We start from the raw sequence: 18,779 nt of genomic DNA, 5'->3' as shown, positions 1-18,779 counted from the left end.
AGACATTCTACCTGCTCCCTCTACGGACAGATGCCTGAGAGCCTCCCTCTTGCAAATTAGTGGTGGGATGCGTCATGCAATTAGTTGGTACAATATTGTGGAAAGTGCGGCCCGAGCATCTTCGGCCCTATTTCTGTTCCAGCTTCGTGCCTCTCGCCATTCTTTCTGCCATGATCATCATCATATCGCCGGCGCTGGGCTCTGAGGCATTTGCAAGCGATCCTGCCACGCCGATGACAAACGCTAGGGCTACTGCGGTTGCAAGTGCGCAGATACTCAGACCATTCACAACAAATTCCACTATATCGGCCGGACCCAAGGCCGATAATTTCGCCACCACGGTTTTGCGCCGCACGTCGTTTCGCAGTTGCGAAACGCTTCTGGGTTCCGACGCCAATTCAGCCGCTGGAGCCACTTGCGAACTCCGCCTGATCGAAGTGCAATGAGCGGACGAATAAGAGGAACGGACATGCAGCGAATGAAGGCAAAATTTATGGTCCTTAATTTTGAATCAGAATTACAGTAAACAGGTTACAACAGGAAAAGATCATGCAGACACCCAATGTGAAAGACGAGGCTCTGATGGTTCATGATGACCGCCAAGTCCGCCGTGCAACCTCACGGTCGGGTGCCCTGTCGTGGATTATTGCATCCATGCTTATTGCGGTTCCGCTGCCAGCTTTTGCGGAAGCCGATACCAATGAGAATATTGCCATTGCGTTATCGAGTAACATTGTTGGAAGCCCTTTGGGGCAGGGTGTTGCGCCTTCAGCGGTGCCTGGAGCCATGATCGATTTTCTGGTTACCGTGACCGGCCCGATGGAAGGGGGCGCTCCTGCCGCTTCCTTTGCGATCACTGATAGAGTGCCCGAGCATCTTTCCCTCTACGTGGGTGACCTGGGCCAAGCCGGCACCGGCCCGGCCGCGTTCAAGGATAACGACAGTGGCCTGGAATTCAGTTTTGACGGTCTTTCTAATGCTCAGGATTCTATAGAGTTTTCCAGCGATGGCGGCAAAACATTCGCCTATGTTCCCGTGGCTGATATCGAAGGTTTTGACGAAAATGTCACCCATATCAAGCTCCGCCCACGTGGCGATCTGCTGCCCACGATCGGCAAGTCCGAACGGTTTACCCTCCGTTACCGAATGAAGGTCAAGTAAATGACAAATATGATCGAATCTGGTATTAGCTCGGATGCAGCGTCGGATAATATTCTGGCTGATGAAGACCGCAGAAAACAGGACCGGCATATCGCCATGCTTCGGCTTGCCAAGATCAAGACAGAATCCGGAGAAGGCTGGGGATTCATCAAAAATCTCTCGGCCACCGGCATGATGGTCGAGGTACATCCTGATTTTGAACTGAGTGACGGCATCTCTGCCCTGTTAACAGAGGACCAGGAACTGGCCGGCACCGTGCGGTGGCGGAAAAAGGCGCTGGCCGGTATCGAGTTTACCACTCCGATTGATATCGCTGAGGTGCTTGCCAAGCCCAATGAGGCAAAACACGGTCGGATTTCTCGTCTGCCACGGATCGAGATGAAGCATCCGATCAATCTTTACCAGGGATCGCGGTTAATTCATGGGGATATCTGTGACATCTCGCCCGCCGGTATCTGCGTGAGCACCGATTTTACGTTTGAGATCGGCAAGAACTTGCGGCTTTCCGTGCCCGAACTGCTGGATATTACCGGTACCGTGCGGTGGCAATCTGGCCAAAGGGTCGGGATTGTGTTCTCCAAGCGACTTCCACTGGATGATCTGATGGTCTGGCTGTCCACTTTCTATCGGGCAGCCCGTATCGACACCGGCGTGCTCGAGGTTCTCCACAAGGGTTCCGACACGGGCGGCGCGGTCGAAGCGACTGCTGATTGCCTTCCGTTTCAGGTTATCGGACATGACGATCTTGGCAAAGAGATATTGATCGATACAATGTATTCTGCGACCGAGGCACTGACCCAGTTTAAAGCCACATCTAAGTTTTTCTACCGGGTGAGCATTAGAAATGCAGACAATGTCGAGCTATCGATCGGCACTATAGTTCTGCAGGCTTTTGATGAAGAGCGTGCGGCGGCCAAGGCGCAGTCAAGCTGAGGGCGTTGCGGGTCAAAAAACGGTAAAGCCTGATATTTTCAAGGCTATGCTGCAGACCGGTTTAAATAATGCGCGACCGTTCGTGTAACCTGCGCAGAGATTTTTGCAGCACTTTCCGGAAATGTGCGGAGCATGTCGGTCCTCAACTGCATGCCCGTTGATGCCACGCGCGAGTGAACAAGACTTGCTTCTTTCTCGAGACCCAAATGATGGAACACGATCATCGCAGTGAGCAAGGCCAGTGGACTGCTTTGCGAAAATTTTGCGAGCTTGCGCGCCAGTGCAAGGGCTTCTTCATTCTTGCCTAACTGAAAGGCGGTGTAGGCTTGGGTGGACTCCGCCTCGAACCGCATCGGGCAATTTGGATTAAGTTTTACAGCAAGCCGGGCCGCCTCATAGGATGCGGAAAAATCTCCATTCAACATGAGAATCACAGCTTGTGAATGATAGGCCTCTGCGTAGTTGGGGCACAATGCGATCGCCTTGGCATAATGATCCAGCGCGCTGTCCATGTTTCCGCTGAATCTTTCTGCGCGGCCTTTCACAAGATGGGCGAAGGGATCAAGCGGATCGCATATCAACGCCTGCTCGCCCAATATTTGCATGTTATAAATAGCGGTGCTCTCGTTCCCGCCGCGTGCAAGATGGTATAGGCCCAAACCATGGATGTAGGCGGCGCCGGCATGGGCGCGGGAGAATGCCGGGGCTTTCGTCCGTGCAACTTCAAAATGACTGAGTGCATGCTTGAGGTCCATCCGGACGCCGGCCACGGCCGAGATCCCTAGGTGGTAGGATTCCCAAGCAGTCAGCTGATCGGGTGCTGTCAGTTTCGCAAGCGCTGCTTCCGTGTCACTGATCGATATGTCTATCGCACTGATAATGTCGCGCACCATTTGCGCTCGCACGTCATGGATTCTTGACAGCGGGGCATCATAGCGCTCCGCCCATACGACGCGATGGTGTCTGGTTTCGGTCAACTCCACCCCGACCAGCATCTGACCGGCAACGAGCTCAACCCAGCCGGTCAGAACATAATCCACACCAAGCTCTTCTCTCATTTTGGCCAGGTCGGGGAGATTGGCATCAAAGCGGAAGCTAGAAGCGCGAGCGATCACGAACAGCCATCTCAATTGGGACAACGCCGTTGTGATGTCGGCTGGTAGCGCCTCGGGCAAGGCGGAGTGCTTGGCCATTTCACCTATTTTGCAGAGGGGCAGCACTGCAATGACTGGTGGTTTGCCAGCGCGCTTGGCCTGCTCGTCCTCCGCTGTTGGAAGGGGGGCTGAACGATCTGATAGTGCCGGTGACACGACTGTTTCGACACGAGCTGCAAAACGAAATCCCCGGCCATAAACTGTTTCGATAACCCGCTGGTGCTGACCGTCATCTCCTAAAATGCGGCGAAGGGCTTTGATCTGACTGGATAGGGCGCTGTCCGAAATGGTTCTGGCGGCCCACAATTGTCGCAACATATCCTGCTTCGGCAGCAAATTCCCCTGATTCTGCACGAGCATCAACAATATGGCGAGCGCCTGTGGTTGAATGACCACTTTCTCACCATTTTGGAACAGCTCAAATCTCTCGGGATCCAATTCGAAATTTAAAAAGCGATATTTCATGTCACTACTTTTGACTCTATTCCCCCTGATCGAATCCAGATTCTATCCAGATTTGATCGTTTGAATGTTTCGCCACCCCCGGCTATGTTACAATAAGTTACACAGGTTTTGCGGGAGCCGTGATGAACCCGTGAAATACCGTGAAATACCGTGAATCGTAGAATGATGCAGGGAAGGACAATAATCAACCTATGGATGATGCCGCCGCACTGCAACTATGTCTGGAACGCGATCGGTTATTGAGCGATCCTGAATTTGCTCGTTCGCCGAGCATGTGCAAGCTATTGCGTTTTTTGGTAGATTATAAGCTGTCTGGGAATAGCGTCCCGCTAAAAAGTTATACGATCGCTACAGATGCGCTCGGCCGCGATGCGAATTTCGATAGCCAGACCGACAGCTATCCGCGTGTCCAAATGGGACGCCTGCGCCGTATGCTCGACAATTTCTATCTGCGGAAGGGTGGCGAGAACCGGCTGTTGATAGCGCCGAACAAATATGAAATCATCCTGCAGCCCATTGCGGTTTCCTCCGAGGATGGGGAAAATCTGATCGGACGGTCTACGGTTTCGGATGCGTCGGAGGAGATGGTTTCAAAAGCTCCCGAGTTGGAATCACGCCCATTGCATGAAAAGCACTCGGCAGATCACAATCGCTCGCACCGGCGTTTTGTCAGTATTCTAGGCGTCTGTATCCTGCTCGTGTTGATCGGCATATTGGCATATCTGCTCTGGCCGGCTCAGGAAGTCGACGAGATTGCCTATCCGAGAGTTGCCCTTGATATGCCGGAGCGCGTTTCGGGAACACGCCCATCCGAGCTATCTGAATCCATAGAAAATCAGTTGGTCCGTGGATTGAACGGATTTGGCGGGATAAGGATATTTGATGCAAAAGCCGGCAAGGAGCAAAAATCCGGCTATGTGATCCGACTGCGCTATTTGGAAGCATCCGCAGACGATATCGAGTTGCGCCTGCTGGATGGGGCCAACGGCGAGATATTGTGGTCCAAGGAACTGAATACGGCCAATGAAGAGGCGTTCGGGTTGGCTCTAGATAAGGCGATCGTTGCTCTGGCGGGGCAATATGGAGAAATCGCCCAGGCAGAAATATCCAAGGCCGAGAATAATTATTCGGCTGGATATGCCTGTCTGCTGCAATTCGATTTGTACGTCCGCTACAGAGAAGCCGGGAAACTGGAGCCGCTGCGATCATGTTTGAGAAAGTCGATGAGGCTTTTTCCCAATGACGCGCATCTTATGAGTGTAGTGGCCTTAGCACGAAATATGTCGGAAAACTCTGGCGACAGGTCCGCTGTCAAAGGGTTGGGAATGATGCTCGCTCGGCAGGCGGAAGCACTAGATCACAATAGTGCTGCTGCCAATTTTGCCGTGTCTCAGTCCGCCTTTTTTGCCGGAGATTGCGAAACTGGTCTGGCGTGGGGAAAAAAGGCAGTGGAGTTGAACCCTTTGAATTCCCGGATATCCGGATATCTCGGCCTCTACATGATCGCCTGCGATATTCCTGACGGCGAGAAATATGCGGCCCAGGCATTGGAACTCGATCCCAATGCGGATTTGGCGATCGCGGCGGCCGTAGCCTTTCAAATGCTGAAGCGAGGTGAAGCGCAAGCGGCCCGGGAATTGTCATCGGAATATATGGCTTCGTCGCTGAGAGACGAACCGGCGCTTGAACTGACCTATATTCTGTCATCAGCCATGTTAAATGACCGGCAAGAGGCGCGACGAGCGTGGAAATCCTTGGCCCTGCGCTATGGCCTCTCTGAAAAAAGTCCGCCGCGGGAAGTGCTTGGGCAATGGATAGACAGTCCATCCCTGATCGATGACATCATGACGGTTTTTGATCGCTCCGGATTGTTTGGAAACTAGTTCCTGGCTTCCGCGTTTCCGCAACCCGGACGTTGGCTTAGCTGACGGGTGACGAGGCTCGGTGCCGATCGCCGCTGGGCGATCTCAACCAGATCCGGCATCGATTCAATATACCATCTAAATTTTTCGCTCTCACAACCACCGTTGCAATTTTATCGCGCTCAAAAATATATCGGAAACAGGCTATCGATTTATTAAACTTGCTGTGGCACAAAAACGGTTAATATTGCCGCAGGATACCATATCTTGGCGAACAGCAGGGGTGGGATAGCAAGTATGTTATCAGCTTATTTTTTTTATTTTCTACTAGTTGTCTTTATCTTTATCTTGGCGATTGCATATTTGATTATTCGTATGCGACAACTACAAACGAATTTGCAGGCCGCCGAACTGGAACTTGAACGCTGTCAGCTGACGCTTGAGATTTCAGAAGATGTCGGACGTTTCGGATCTTGGCATATGGATGCGAGAACAAATATCGTAAAATGGTCAGACTATGTCTTTGACATGCACGAACGCCGCCATTCACTTGGTCATCCTCCCCTGGAAAATGCGATCCATTATTACCATCCAGACGATCGCCCCATGGTTCAAGCTGCGGTTGCCCGTGCTTTGGATGAAGGCGCAGATTTTGAATTTCGCGCTCGGATCCTCACCGAAAACGGCAATGAACTTCCCGTCCTCGCCCGTGGCACTTGCCAAATCGGTGGAGATGGAAAAGTCCTGGGTATTTTTGGCTGCTTTGTAGATTTGAGCACACCCGAGGAAAGAAAATCCGCATGATGCCGGACAATTAATCGCGACTTTCCCGCAACCATATTGTAGGTAAGGGGTTGATAGGAGCGGAACTACGCTCTTTCTTTTGATTGTCTGGATAGGGCAGGCCACCGTATCAGATGGAGGGACCTTGCCGATATTGACCGAAGCGGAAAAGCTTCAGCTTTGTTTGGAGCGCGACCGACTGCTGTGCAGTTCTGAATTTGCACGCTCCCCGACGATGAGCAAGCTTTTACGGTATTTGGTCGACCATAAATTGCAGGAAGAAAATACCCCGCTGACGGCTTATAGCGTTGCAGTCGATGCGCTTGGTCGCGATGATAGTTTTGATACCCAGATTGACAGTTATCCTCGGGTTCAAATCGGCCGTTTGCGTCGCATGCTCGACCATTTCTACTTGCGCGAGAAAAGCGAGAGCCGGCTCTTCATCCCGTATCATCATTATGAAATCATTCTGGGGCCCAACGAGAGCGACCGCGAAGGCGAGAATGTTGCGATTGATTCCGAGCAGTTAGGCGGTGAGCCTGTCGTTTCATCAATCAAAACCGAACCGCCGAACAGGGGACATGCCGGCACCAGTCGCATGCCGACGGTCAGCCGCAGTCATGTTCTGATGATTCTTGCAGCAATAGCGTTTCTCGCCATAGCCGTGACTTATTTCCTGCAAAAGACCGATAGCGTGACGGCAACCAAAATCGCTTATCCAGCCGTGGTCGTGAAAACGACGGAAGGCATTATCGATTCATCTTCCCGGGCCAAGCTCGAGATGATCCATAGCCATTTGGTCGGAGCGCTGGAGAAGTTCGATCAAGTGCGGATTTTTGATGAAGACGCTGACCCGACGCAATCTTCGCGATCTTCGCAATATTTGCTAGAAACCTCGAACTTGAACGATGCGGCCAATCGCATCCAGCTTCGCCTCGTCAACAGCGCTACCAGAGAGGTGATCTGGTCGAGCAGAATTGAAACGATGGACAGCCAAAAACGGGACGCTGATCTCGATCGAGCGGTGATTGCCATTGCGGGTCCCTACGGCAAAATTGCCCAGCATGAACTGTCCAAATATCGTGTTGATTTTACGCCCGGCTATCCGTGTCTGCTCCAGTTTCACCAATATATGCGTTACCAGGACTCGGCGCTTCTGGAACCCGTCTTGCAATGTATGGACGCCTCTGCACAACAATATCCCAACGACTCATATTTGATGAGCATGGTGGCCGTCGCCAAAAATCTTTCCGAGCGGTTCGGATTGCCGGATGAAATCGAGGGGTACGGCAAGGATTTTGCGCTGCGAGCGGCGAAACTCGATAATGATAGCGCATCCGCAACATTTGCGGTGGCGCAGAGCGCCTTTCTGGAAGGTGATTGTCGCAAGGGCGTTGCCTGGGGTGAACGCGCTGTCAGTCTCAATCCGCTGAATTCCAGGATAATGGGCTATCTGGGAATGTACATGCTGGCCTGCAACATGCCGGAAGGTGAAGCCTATTCCACAAGGGCTCTGAAAATGGATGCCAATGCGGATCAGGTGGTTGCAGCGACAGTGGCCCTGCAAAAACTGCGCCGCGGAGACGCAAAGGGTGCGCAGGAACTTTCTTCAAAATATATGGATTCCGTGCCAGGCGCTGCGCCTGGGCTCGAAATCAGCTATATCCTGTCCTCGGCGATGCTGGGCCAGAAAGAGGAAGCACGCAAAGCCTGGCGGCTTTTGGCGAAACGTTCCGGTTTTCCGGAAACAGCAGATCCGGCCGACGTGTTAGGCAGATGGATTGCCAACCCGAACCTTGTTCGCGAACTCGAGTCAGATTTTAGAAAGGCGAAGCTTTTCTAGCGGGCCGGATGAAGAGTTTTGCGTATCGCCGAGCATTAGTGAGAATTTTCTGATGCGAAGGCAGCGCGATTTGGGCCGGATCATCAAATGCTTTCCAGCGCCCGTTTGAGCGCCTCCAGCATTTTTTCACGATCCCGATTGGTTGTTTGTTCGGACAATTTTTCTTCAACCTCTTCGCGTAATGCCGCAAGTTTGGATATCCAGTCACGCGAAGCGGTCAGGTCGTCTGCGTCAGGGCGGCCAGCAGACAGCCGGGTCGCAGGTTTGGCTGGCTGCAATTCCCAAGTTTCGCCAAGCGCCGGGATGATCGTCGTCGGCAAATCCGGAGCGGCATCCAGAGTCTCTGCGAACCCCCTGAGGGCGCTCTGCTCTCCATGAACGAGGAAGATCGATCCGCTGATTGGTGTGCGATCCTTTATCCATTCCACCAGACCGCTACGATCAGCATGGTTCGAATAACCATCAAGTGTGGCGACCTGCGCTTTCACGATCACATCATTCCCGGAAATGCGGACGCGTTTTGCTCCATCCCGGAGCACCGCCCCCAGGGTTCCGGCGACCTGAAAGCCGGACAGCAGCAGCCGCGACTGCCTTCGCGGCAGATTGCGGATCAAATGATGCCTGATCCGACCACCCGTGCACATGCCTGATCCCGCAATGATGACAACCCCGCTCATCCGGTTGAGCTTCTTGGATTCGGCCGTATTCTGGATGAACCGAATATTGGTCCGCTTCAGCATGTCCGTTCCGCTATCGCGATAGCGCATCACTGCCATGGTAACTTTCTGTGCCAATGGTGAATCCAGAAATACATTGATCGGGGGGAGGCGCTTGGATTCAAACAGCGCGTCGAAATCCTCGAGTATCGCCTGCGTGCGTTCCAGCGCGAAAGCCGGGATCAGCACATTGCCCCCAGCTGCCATCACTTCCTCGACATGACGCGCCAGTGTCTCGCGCCGTTCGCTGACCAGCACGAGTTCGCGATCCCGGTCGCCATAGGTGGACTCGCAAATCACATGGTCATAGCCGCCGAGTTCCGAAGCGGTGCAATTGATCGCGCGGCCAGCGCCAATATCGCCCGAAAACAGCAGGCGCTGACCGGCAATATTGATTTCTATTGATGCTGATCCGACAATATGTCGCGCATCCCAGAAGCGAAAGGACACGCCATTGTCGAGATAATTTTCTTCGCAATAGGTGACGGTGCGGACGTTCTTGTGCAGTTTCGCAATATCCTTGCTGTCATAAAGGGGAGTGAAAGGTGGCAATCCGGCCCGGTCTGCCCGCCGGTTTCTGCGCTCGACATCCGCAGCCTGTAATTTGGCCGCATCCTGCAAAAGCGGTTTGATGATGTCGGCACTGGGCGCGGTGCAATAGGTTTTTGCCTTGCAGCCGCTGGCATAAAGATAGGCCAGCCTGCCGCTATGATCGAGATGGGCGTGGGTCAGCAGTACCGCGTCGATTTTTCTCGGATCGAAAGGAAGCTGTTCATGGTTCAGCGCTTCGAGCGAACGCGTACCCTGAAACATGCCGCAGTCGACCAATATTGTCTGGCCGGCACCTTTGACTTCAAAGCAGGAACCCGTGACAGTCCCTGCCGCACCGTGAAATTTTATTGTTACTCCACTCATCCAAACTTCCTCTCGGAAAATATGTTTCCAAGATTAGTGCGCGACAACCAGTGGTACCGGGCAATCCTGGAACAGGTTGCGCGTTACGCCGCCGAACAAAAACTCGCGGGCCCGGCTGTGGCCATAAGCGCCCATCACCATGTAGCTGGCGTTCAGGGCATCGACGGTAGAAAGCAGGACTGCCTGTACCGATGATTTATCCGCCGCAAGATCGTGAATCTCCGACTTGATCCCATGTCTCGATAGATATTCTGACGCTTCCAGAGGAGGAAGGTCGTGATCCTTTTCTTCCTCGACGACGACGATACGGATGTCGCTGGCCAGCTTCAGGAGCGGCACTGCCGCACGGAGGGCATTTCCCGCTTCAAAACTGCCGTTCCAGGCGACCACTGCTGGTCCAGCGGCCTCGAATTTCTTGACGCTGTCCGGCTGGACGACGATGGGAACATTGGTGTTGAAAATCACGTCCCCCAAAATGCCGAGAGGCTGGCTATTGTCTTTCACACCGCTGCAGGAACTTAGCACCATCACATCGGTCAATGCCGAACTGCGCGACAGCCCTCTGGCGGGCTCCGCATTTACCTCCCGATAATCCCACGGCACGTCTTCAGCCGCCAGCCGTTTCTCGATTTCCGCCTTCAATGCCAAATCGGCTTCACGTGCATATTTGCTGATGTCATACATGACCGACATGCCAGTGACGCCGTCAAACGCCATTTGCGGCTTGTAGGGATTGGGACGCAGACAATGGAGATGCCCCTCCAGCGCCCGCGTGAGATCCAGTGCTGCCTGATAGCGGGCGTCGAGGCCGGAATCATCGTTCACATAAAGTAGCACGGATTTCATATTGTTTCTCCCATTCTGATATTCTTTTCCGCAAAGGCCATCCGGAAATCCACTTGTCCGCCTGAAACTCTTCGCTGCATCAATACTGTCAGAAATGCAGGAAACGGGACCGGCAAGCCATCCGTAGTGTTACCTAGCAGCGGTATGAAATTCCTTGCCGAGGTATAAATGGCGTACCAGCTTGTTCTCCAGCATGGCCTCCGGCGTGCCATCAAACACGATCCGTCCTTCGTGAAGAACATAGACCCGGTCGAGAATGTCGACCATCTCGCGCACATTCTGATCGGTGATCAATATGCCGACATCATGACTTTCCAGATTGGCTATCATCGCCTTGATATCCCTGACCGACATCGGATCAATTCCGGCAAATGGTTCGTCGAACAACATGATGCTGGGATTGGCAGCCATCGCCCGGGCTATTTCGCAACGGCGTCTTTCGCCGCCCGACAAGGCACGCGCCGAGACTTTGCGAACATATTCGATATGAAATTCCGCAAGCAGGGCATCAAGCTTCCGCTCTCGCTCAACCGGATCCGGTTCGAACAGTTCCAGTACGGTCATGATATTCTGTTCAACGGTCAGCCCGCGAAAAATGGAAGATTCCTGGGGCAGATATCCGAGGCCGCGAAGCGAGCGCCGGTCGAGCGACAATCCGGTTATGTCGTCACCATCGAGAAAAATATGACCAGAATTTACCCGCAGCAATCCGAGTATCGAATAGAAAGTCACGGTTTTGCCTGCTCCGTCACGGCCGAGCAAGCCGACAACCTCGGAAGGCCTGACATCGATTGAAACGTCGCTCAAGACCGTTTTTTTGCCAAATTTCTTGTTGATCGAGACAACCGAGAGTCCAGTGCTTTCCAGCGGTGCTGCTTCTGCGAGATGTGGCCAGGTTGGTAGAATGATATGCTTCAATGGTTCCCATTGCCCCGCTTGAAAAAAGATTATGATAATGGGGCGGGGTGCGCGACAATATTAGGGTGTTTACGTATATGTCGATCGAGCCGGTGTGCAACGATCACCATCGACTGGCGATGCCGAATATGAGGCAAAAATACTATAGACCGTTGGCGAGTTCGTCCCTGAATTTCGGATGCGCGAGCCCAATTAATGCTTCCGCTCGCTGGTTGAGCGATTTGCCTTTCAGATCTGCCCAGCCATATTCCGTCACCACGATATGCGTATCGTTGCGCGGGGTTGTGACCGGTCCGTCCAACCTGGGGACAATGCGCGAAACCGTGCCGTTGCGGGCCGTAGACTGGCAGGCGATGATCGACTTGCCCCCCTTGGAAGCATTGGCACCGCGGACAAAGTCGAGTTGACCGCCCGAGCCGCTATATTGTCGCCCCATCAGATGTTCCGAATTGCATGCGCCGCCGAGATCGATCTGCAGCGTCGCATTGACCGACACGACATTTCTGTTCTTCGCGATGTGCCGGGGATCGTTGACAATATCCACCGGGGCGCTGTGCATGGCCGGATTGTCGTCGAGAAAATCGTAAAATGGCCGATCACCCATGGCGAAGGTAAACACGCTGCGGCCGCGATAGGTGGTCTTGGCCTGGTTGGTAACCGCACCGCACTGGATGAGGCCGGCGAGGGCAGGGGTCATCAATTCGGTATGAATGCCCAGATCCCGCCGGTCGTGCAGCAGGGCGCAGACCGCGCCGGGAAGCGCGCCAATACCCATTTGCAGGCAGGCCCGGTCATCGATCATGTCTGCGATCGTGGCTGCAACCATCGAATCCACGGACGATATGGTGGGCGCAAGAACTTCGGCCAGCGGCACGCTGTTTTCCACGATCGCATCGACTTCCGAAATATGCAGAAGCGAAGCACCGAACACTCGCGGCATATTCGGATTTACCTCGACCACCAGCATTTTCGCGTTGCGGGCCGCGGCGGTGGAATAATCATTGCTGGTGCCAAAGGTGAACCAGCCATGTTTGTCCATCGGCGATACAGTGGTTACGAAAAGGTCGAGCGAAACCTCTTTTTCAAACAGCCTGGGGGAATCGCTGAAGGCGACGGGAACAAATTCGATCAGGCTTTTCTCCTCAGGCTGCTGCGCGCTCAGCAATTTGCGTTCGATCGAGCTGAGAAACATGCAGCGCGGACGAATGCGGCCGAGCAGGTCGGGCCGCAACACCGTTTCACCGGCATGATCCATCGAATGGAAATACCACAGCTTCAGATCGTCGACATTACCCTGTTCTGCCATGTTCGCCAGCGCGCCGAGCAATGCTGGTGGCTCCGCGGTCGCCATGCCCATCGCGATATGCGCGCCTGACTTCAATCCTTGCACGGCCTGGTCGGCGGTCATGATCCGGGAGCGATAATCGTCGATATGGGTCATTGCCAACGCCTTGGTGACTGGAAAAGGTTCAATGGTTGAGCCGGACACAGACCGGACAAAGCGCGCCGGAGTCAATAAGCAGCATTACGTATCTCGTCGTGAAGCCGCCGAATAGGGGGGCGATCATCGGTTGGGCAAATGGCCAACGTCCGCTCAACTGCGGTCTGAATACGGTGGTTTACGGATGGCAAATGGTGCCCCGGGCCGACTATTCTTGCGAAAGCAAATCCAGTTTTCCCAAACTCCCCGAAAGGAAGTCCGATGTCCGAAACAAAATCATCCTCCCTGCAGCCTGCACCGGCTGAACCAATCCGCCCGGACCATGCGGTTGTAGTGAGCAACAGCATTCCGCTGACTACGCGCAGCGGTTTCGAATTTCACGTCCGACCAGTCGAACCATCGGACAAGCAGGCCTTGGCAGAATTTTTCACTCATGTTTCGAAAGATGATTTGCGATTTCGCTTCCTGTCCGCGGTCCCGGAAGTGCAGGGGGCCTTGCTCGACGATCTCGTGAACGTCGATCATGATCACAAGGAAGACTATCTGGCCTTCGACATTGATGACAGGACCATCATTGCCAGCGCGATGCTGGGGGCCAGTGCCGACAAGACCGAAGCAGAAGTCGCTCTCGTGGTGCGCAGCGATTACAAGCATCGCGGGATGAGCTGGACTTTCCTGAAATATGTGATCGAACAGGCACGCAAGAGTGGCATCCGGAAGCTGCAGTCGATCGAGGCCCGCCAGAATCATGCGGCGATCGAACTGGAAAAGGAAATGGGCTTTTCCGCTCGAAGCTATCCGGGAGATTCCACGCTCATGCTGCTCGAATTCGATCTTATGGCTGATCCTCCCGCAGCCTGACCCGGGTTCTGTCCTCAATCTTTTCGCTCGGGTGGAGAATGACCTCTTCACCCGCCTTCAGGCCGCTCAAAATCTGCGCGTGTTCATCATTCATCCGGCCAATTTTTACCGGAACCAGAGCGGCCTTGCCATCGCTTTTGACGAAGACCGACCACTGGCCCTTGTCCCTGAACAGGGCGCTGATCGGGGCCTGCAGCACATCTTTGCCTTCCCATTCCACCACCTTGACGATGACCCGATAGCCATGGCCCAGGCGCTGACGAGCGGCGATCGGGTCGGTGAAATCTATGATGACATTCACCCGCTGTTCTTCCACGCCCAGCGCCGAAATCTTGGTGAAGCCGAACGGTTCGATCCGTTGCACCTTGCCGGTGAGCGGTTTGTCGCCACCCCAATTTTCGATCAGCACCCGGCTGCCCGGTTTGATTTTTACCGCATCGCTGGAGAGCAGGTCGCTGACAATTTCGATGTCGCCTGGATTGCCAATTTCGACAACCGGCGTACCGGCGCTGATCGGTGTTTCGCTTTCATGGGTCAGCCGCAGCACCGATCCGCTTTCCGGGGAATAGACCGACAGGATTTCATTGCCACCGCTGCTGGCGGACGGAGCCATTAATCTTGCCTTCGCCGCCCGCAATTCGAACCGCGCTGATTCCGCTGCCCCCCGCGCTTCGGTCAATCGGGCGGCGCTGCTGTCGCGAGCGGCGCGGGCTGCATCCTGCGCTGTCTTGGTCGCAAAGCCGCGAGCGAAAAGCGCATCGATGCGCTCGAAATTGGCCGCTGCCAGCTTGCGGTCCGCTTCCGTCTGGGCAATTCGGGCGGCCGAGGATTGTACAGCGGCTTCGAGCGACTTTATCTGCGCCCGCACTTCCGCCTCGCTCCGCGCGTTGAGGAAATCCGGCTGGGCCGGCATGATCCGCGCGACCACCGTTTTTCCTGCGATGACCGGATCTCCGGCATCCAGATTGACTCGCATCAACCGGCCATTGATCGGTGCCGATATGACAAACATGTCGCGGACCCGGGTTTCCCCTTCGTCATTGATGGTCACCAGCATGGGCCCCTTGGTGACCGCCGCGACATCCACGTCAACCGGCGGCGAGCGCATGGCGAAAAAAACCGCCACCGCCAGAACGACGATGATCAGCCCGATCAATATTCGCGGGCCTAGTCGGTTCAGATGTTTGGTCGCCATCGCCTTACTCCCTGGTTTTCAATACATTGACGAGATTGAGCCGGTCCAGCCGGGAACGGACAAAAAAGGCCGAGACCGCAGCGGTGAGAAGCACGACCAATATCGCGAAGGCGACGGTTGCGGCGGACAGGCCGAAGGGGATGATGAACAGGTCACCGCCGATGGACTCGGTAAGATTTTTGGACAGCAGATAGCCGAACAGAATCCCGAGCGGCAGGCCGGCGATTACCAGCAGCGCCAATTCCCCGAGCAATATATAGGATACTTCCGAGCGGCGATAGCCCAGCACTCGGAGTGACACGAGATCACGCGCCCGTTCGGCGAGATTGATCCGGGCATTATTATAAACGACCCCGAAAACGATCAGCGCCGAAAATGCCGTGTTGAAGAGCTGAACAATGCCCATGGTTTCTCCGATCGATTCCTCAATCCCGCGCAAAGCCGCGCTGCGACCAGAAAATCCGGCGACGACCGGCATTTCCTTCAACCGCTGATATACCGCATCAATCTGAGCCGGATCGACACTGATAAAGGCACCGGATGACAAGGGCGCTTCGCCCAGCAAGGGTCCGACCAGGTCAAAATCGACATAGGCCGGGTTGGCCACGGGGCTGCGCAATATCCGCGCGACCGGCAAGGTAAAGGCAGGGCGCCTGCCATTGGTCACCTGGATATGCAGCGGATCGCCAGGCTGTAGATCCAGTTCGTTCGACAGTCCGTAAGAAATCATTACGCCGCGCACGGGCGGATCTACAATGCCATCATCCATATCGACCAGCCGGTTCAGGTCGCCCCCGGAATTCATGCCGGTCAGGCTTTCCGATTTTGATCGGGTGCCGGAGGTCAATTTGACGGGGACATAGCGAACCGGCTCGACCCGCAGGACACCGGGTATCCGCTGCAGTTCGAATATGGCGCGCTGGTCGCGCGGCTCGGCGAACAGGATATTCATGTCCGACCGGTTGGCCTGATTGAACAACTGATCGATCATCAGGCCGACATTGTCCGTCGACCCGGCGGAGGTGATATAGAGCCCCAGCGCGGCCCCGACCCCGAGCGATCCGAGCATCGCGCGCAGGGGGCGGCGAACGATGCCCCGCAGGATGATCCTCGAGGGTTCGTCGAGTTTTTTCAGCTTGGCGATAAGCCTTGCGACACCGCCTGAATAATTGGGCGGGACCGGGGGGCGCATGGCTTCGGCAGCGGTCAGTTTGCTGATCCGCCGGACGGTATTGGCTGCGCCAAGCATCACCACCGCTATGGCGATGAGGCACGACGCCAGGATGATGTCGGTCCCGGCACGATAGGTCAGGGCGGGAAAAACGAAAAATTCCTGGTAGAGACCGGCCACACCGCGGCCCATCCAGCTGCCGAAAATCAATCCCAGCACCAGCCCGGGGAAGGACAAGACCAACGCCAGCTTGGTGTAATGCCAGACGATCTTCCGGTTGCGATAGCCAAAGGCGGTGAGCAGCCCGATAATCTCCCGTTCGGATTCCACCAGTCTGGTCAACACGATATTGATCAGGAAAGCCGCCACCGCGAGAAAAATAGGTGGCAATATGGCGGTCATCGACTGCAATTGCTGGAGCTCGTTCGACAGGAAACGGTCCGACAGCTGTTCCGATCGGGGGATCGCACCGGTTCCGCCATAAGGCTCCAGCAGAATGTCGAGCCGGTCAATCACGTTGCGTGGATTGGCGCCGCGCTCCAGCCGGATGAGGGTTTCATTATAGGCGTTGGTGGAATTGAGAGCGGCGGCAAGATGTTCCTCGCCCATCCACAATATGCCGAAACGGCGATTGTCCGGAAAAATCTGTCCCGGGCCGAGCGCATAGACATATTCCGGAGACAATGCCGTGCCGACCACCCGCAGCCGCTGTTTCTTGCCGTAGAGTACCGCTTCGATATAGTCTCCCGGAGCGACACGCGCCGCCTCGGAAAATTTTTCGCTGGCGAGCACTTCTTCCGGGCGGGCCGGATCGGGCATCCGGCCACTCCGCAAGACCAGAGCATTGACTCGTGGCATTCCGGACGGCGGCAGAGAGTGGACCTTTGCAGTAATCGGTTCGGAAATCCCGGGGGCATCCAGCGTTGCACCCGTTGTCAACCGTCCCTCGACTATGCTGACGCCCTCGATTGCTCGGATGTCATCCACCAGGCTGACCGGAAAGCGTTTCGCCGATCCGACAATATCGGCAAAGCGATAGCGGTCATAATAAGTGTCGCGGCTCGCCTCGAGCGACCGGATCATGCCCACGGACATGACGACCATGCCGATGCCCGCCGCGATCACCAGTGCAATCGCCATTGCCTGCGTGCGCAGTCGCCAGATGTCGCGCAACAATTTGCGGTCGAGTGCGCCCAGCCATGCCGGTAACGCTACCATTTGAGTTCTGCCGGTGCGACACGGTCCGGATTTGCGCGATCCTCGACCAGCGTACCGTCGGCAAAGCGCAGCAACCGGTCAGCCATATCGGCAATAACGACATTATGGGTGATCAGCAGCGTCGTCGTGCCCAGTTCCCGATTGACCAGATCCAGCGCCTCCAGCACTTTTACGCCCGTCTGGCTGTCGAGCGCGCCGGTGGGTTCGTCGCACAGCATCACCTTGGGCCGCTTGGCGATGGCGCGGGCAATAGCCACCCGCTGCTGCTCGCCGCCCGACAATTGGGACGGGAAATGGTCGAGACGATTGCCCAGACCGACCATTTCCAGCGCTTCCTGCGGTGTCATCGGATTCTCAGCGATTTCAGTGATCAGCGCGACATTTTCCCGCGCTGTCAGGGATGCTACGAGATTGTAGAACTGGAACACGAAGCTGACCGAATTGCGCCGATATTCGGTCAGCTGGGATGGTCCCAATGCCGTGAGTTCCGTGCCTTCAAAAAACACCTGACCGGCAGTAGCATCATCGAGTCCGCCGATGATGTTGAGAAAGGTGGATTTTCCGGATCCGCTGGCGCCGAGCAGCACAACCATTGCTGATTTCGGCAGTTCCAGATCGACGCCGCGCAGCGCATGGACCGCCGACGGGCCTTCACCGTAAACTTTTGTCAGCCCCCGAATAGAATAGAGGGCGTCGCTGTCATGATCAGATTGCTGGACGGTGGGCGAGGGGTCCATCAGGCTTCATGTTTGGCAAGCATTTTTGCGAGCGGTTCGGCTTCGTCCGATCCAAAGTCTTTCGGAATTTCGGCAAGCAATTGCGCGCTCGTTTGCGCGTTCAGATGCTTCCGGATAACGCCCAGTGCACGGGGCGCGGCGACCAGCACGACGCCCGCTTTCGTCTCCGCCACGATTTTCTCGATTCTCTGGGCGACGTCAGTCACGAAACGGTCCTCTTCCTGCTGCTGGAAATCGGTCAGTTCATGCGCTCCGCGGCGTGGAGACTTGCTTTGAAAGCTCCGTCCCGGTTTGTCGGTCCCGATCTCCGATGTACGCAGCGACGGGTTTTTATGCTCTTCGACCAGTTCCAGTACCGGTGCAAAGGCTTCTCCGACATTTTTGAACATCGCCATGCGGGAACCGTCAACCGCGATTATCTTGCTATCCTTGCGCACCAGCATTTCATTCTCCCATCAGGTTGTTTGTCTGCTGACTTACTAGGATGAGAAGATTTTATGGACGATAGGTATTGTTACGGACTCTGCGATTGCAACGAGTCAGGACAGCCATATGCATGA

At 55.1% G+C, this 18,779-nt stretch carries 16 protein-coding genes; 7 read left to right on the top strand and 9 right to left on the bottom strand.

Annotated features, from left to right (window positions below; translation table 11 throughout):
- Positions 1-74: 74 nt before the first annotated feature.
- From AZE99_RS16130 to AZE99_RS09830, 3 genes are all read left to right on the top strand, one after another.
- Positions 75-446, top strand: coding sequence for a hypothetical protein (locus AZE99_RS16130; protein WP_156472197.1), 372 nt, complete (start codon positions 75-77; stop codon positions 444-446).
- 103 nt (positions 447-549) lie between these two features.
- Positions 550-1,161, top strand: a complete 612-nt coding sequence (locus AZE99_RS09835; RefSeq protein ID WP_067200405.1) for a hypothetical protein — start codon at positions 550-552, stop codon at positions 1,159-1,161.
- The gene (locus tag AZE99_RS09830) at positions 1,162-2,094 is read left to right on the top strand and encodes a PilZ domain-containing protein (protein ID WP_067200402.1); all 933 of its coding nucleotides are present in this window, start codon (positions 1,162-1,164) and stop codon (positions 2,092-2,094) included.
- Positions 2,095-2,138: 44 nt separating this feature from the next.
- Here AZE99_RS09830 and AZE99_RS09825 read toward each other — a convergent pair whose 3' ends face one another.
- Complete coding sequence (locus AZE99_RS09825; RefSeq protein ID WP_067200401.1) at positions 2,139-3,713, bottom strand: winged helix-turn-helix domain-containing protein; 1,575 nt, start codon at positions 3,711-3,713, stop codon at positions 2,139-2,141.
- Positions 3,714-3,904: 191 nt separating this feature from the next.
- On the opposite strand from AZE99_RS09825, the gene AZE99_RS09820 reads away from it, so the two are divergent.
- From AZE99_RS09820 to AZE99_RS09810, 3 genes are all read left to right on the top strand, one after another.
- Positions 3,905-5,596 (top strand): hypothetical protein, encoded by a 1,692-nt coding sequence (locus AZE99_RS09820; protein WP_067200398.1) that lies wholly within the window; start codon positions 3,905-3,907, stop codon positions 5,594-5,596.
- A gap of 276 nt (positions 5,597-5,872) precedes the next feature.
- Complete coding sequence (locus AZE99_RS09815; RefSeq protein WP_067200396.1) at positions 5,873-6,379, top strand: PAS domain-containing protein; 507 nt, start codon at positions 5,873-5,875, stop codon at positions 6,377-6,379.
- Positions 6,380-6,503: 124 nt separating this feature from the next.
- Positions 6,504-8,201, top strand: coding sequence for a tetratricopeptide repeat protein (locus AZE99_RS09810; RefSeq protein WP_067200393.1), 1,698 nt, complete (start codon positions 6,504-6,506; stop codon positions 8,199-8,201).
- 83 nt (positions 8,202-8,284) lie between these two features.
- Here AZE99_RS09810 and AZE99_RS09805 read toward each other — a convergent pair whose 3' ends face one another.
- From AZE99_RS09805 to AZE99_RS09790, 4 genes are all read right to left on the bottom strand, one after another.
- Positions 8,285-9,832: an MBL fold metallo-hydrolase gene (locus tag AZE99_RS09805; RefSeq protein WP_067200391.1), complete on the bottom strand. Its 1,548-nt coding sequence runs from the start codon at positions 9,830-9,832 to the stop codon at positions 8,285-8,287.
- A gap of 33 nt (positions 9,833-9,865) precedes the next feature.
- Positions 9,866-10,678, bottom strand: a complete 813-nt coding sequence (locus AZE99_RS09800; RefSeq protein WP_067200389.1) for a universal stress protein — start codon at positions 10,676-10,678, stop codon at positions 9,866-9,868.
- A gap of 129 nt (positions 10,679-10,807) precedes the next feature.
- Positions 10,808-11,587 (bottom strand): LPS export ABC transporter ATP-binding protein, encoded by a 780-nt coding sequence (lptB, locus tag AZE99_RS09795; RefSeq protein WP_197460299.1) that lies wholly within the window; start codon positions 11,585-11,587, stop codon positions 10,808-10,810.
- A 151-nt stretch (positions 11,588-11,738) separates the two neighbouring features.
- Complete coding sequence (locus AZE99_RS09790) at positions 11,739-13,037, bottom strand: acetyl-CoA hydrolase/transferase family protein (protein WP_067200386.1); 1,299 nt, start codon at positions 13,035-13,037, stop codon at positions 11,739-11,741.
- Positions 13,038-13,298: 261 nt separating this feature from the next.
- Between AZE99_RS09790 and AZE99_RS09785 the strand changes: the two genes are divergently transcribed.
- Positions 13,299-13,898, top strand: coding sequence for a GNAT family N-acetyltransferase (locus AZE99_RS09785; RefSeq protein ID WP_067200384.1), 600 nt, complete (start codon positions 13,299-13,301; stop codon positions 13,896-13,898).
- On the opposite strand, the gene AZE99_RS09780 is transcribed toward AZE99_RS09785, so the two are convergent.
- From AZE99_RS09780 to AZE99_RS09765, 4 genes are read right to left on the bottom strand one after another with little or no spacing between them, the layout of a single operon-like run.
- Positions 13,873-15,093 (bottom strand): efflux RND transporter periplasmic adaptor subunit, encoded by a 1,221-nt coding sequence (locus tag AZE99_RS09780; protein WP_067200382.1) that lies wholly within the window; start codon positions 15,091-15,093, stop codon positions 13,873-13,875. The genes AZE99_RS09785 and AZE99_RS09780 overlap by 26 nt on opposite strands.
- Positions 15,094-15,097: 4 nt before the next feature.
- A complete protein-coding gene (locus tag AZE99_RS09775) occupies positions 15,098-17,482 on the bottom strand; it encodes an ABC transporter permease (protein ID WP_067200380.1) in 2,385 nt (794 codons plus the stop codon).
- Entirely contained in the window at positions 17,476-18,219 is a 744-nt protein-coding gene (locus AZE99_RS09770; protein ID WP_067200377.1) for an ABC transporter ATP-binding protein, read from the bottom strand. Before AZE99_RS09770 ends, AZE99_RS09775 begins: the two co-directional genes overlap by 7 nt.
- Positions 18,219-18,662, bottom strand: a complete 444-nt coding sequence (locus tag AZE99_RS09765) for a host attachment protein (RefSeq protein ID WP_067200374.1) — start codon at positions 18,660-18,662, stop codon at positions 18,219-18,221. The genes AZE99_RS09770 and AZE99_RS09765 overlap by 1 nt, the downstream gene beginning before the upstream one ends.
- Positions 18,663-18,779 lie beyond the last annotated feature (117 nt).

This window comes from Sphingorhabdus sp. M41 (genome assembly GCF_001586275.1).
Taxonomy (GTDB): domain Bacteria; phylum Pseudomonadota; class Alphaproteobacteria; order Sphingomonadales; family Sphingomonadaceae; genus Parasphingorhabdus.
This window is presented reverse-complemented; position numbering and strand designations above follow the sequence as displayed.

Coding starts and splice junctions, on each gene's coding strand:
- AZE99_RS09790 (WP_067200386.1), bottom strand. CDS start 13,037: ATGACCCATATCGACGATTATCGCTCCCGGATCATGACCGCCGACCAG.
- AZE99_RS09835 (WP_067200405.1), top strand. CDS start 550: ATGCAGACACCCAATGTGAAAGACGAGGCTCTGATGGTTCATGATGAC.
- AZE99_RS09825 (WP_067200401.1), bottom strand. CDS start 3,713: ATGAAATATCGCTTTTTAAATTTCGAATTGGATCCCGAGAGATTTGAG.
- AZE99_RS09820 (WP_067200398.1), top strand. CDS start 3,905: ATGGATGATGCCGCCGCACTGCAACTATGTCTGGAACGCGATCGGTTA.
- AZE99_RS09780 (WP_067200382.1), bottom strand. CDS start 15,093: ATGGCGACCAAACATCTGAACCGACTAGGCCCGCGAATATTGATCGGG.
- AZE99_RS09775 (WP_067200380.1), bottom strand. CDS start 17,482: ATGGTAGCGTTACCGGCATGGCTGGGCGCACTCGACCGCAAATTGTTG.
- AZE99_RS09830 (WP_067200402.1), top strand. CDS start 1,162: ATGACAAATATGATCGAATCTGGTATTAGCTCGGATGCAGCGTCGGAT.
- AZE99_RS09815 (WP_067200396.1), top strand. CDS start 5,873: ATGTTATCAGCTTATTTTTTTTATTTTCTACTAGTTGTCTTTATCTTT.
- AZE99_RS09800 (WP_067200389.1), bottom strand. CDS start 10,678: ATGAAATCCGTGCTACTTTATGTGAACGATGATTCCGGCCTCGACGCC.
- AZE99_RS09785 (WP_067200384.1), top strand. CDS start 13,299: ATGTCCGAAACAAAATCATCCTCCCTGCAGCCTGCACCGGCTGAACCA.
- AZE99_RS16130 (WP_156472197.1), top strand. CDS start 75: ATGCAATTAGTTGGTACAATATTGTGGAAAGTGCGGCCCGAGCATCTT.
- AZE99_RS09765 (WP_067200374.1), bottom strand. CDS start 18,662: ATGCTGGTGCGCAAGGATAGCAAGATAATCGCGGTTGACGGTTCCCGC.
- AZE99_RS09770 (WP_067200377.1), bottom strand. CDS start 18,219: ATGGACCCCTCGCCCACCGTCCAGCAATCTGATCATGACAGCGACGCC.
- AZE99_RS09805 (WP_067200391.1), bottom strand. CDS start 9,832: ATGAGTGGAGTAACAATAAAATTTCACGGTGCGGCAGGGACTGTCACG.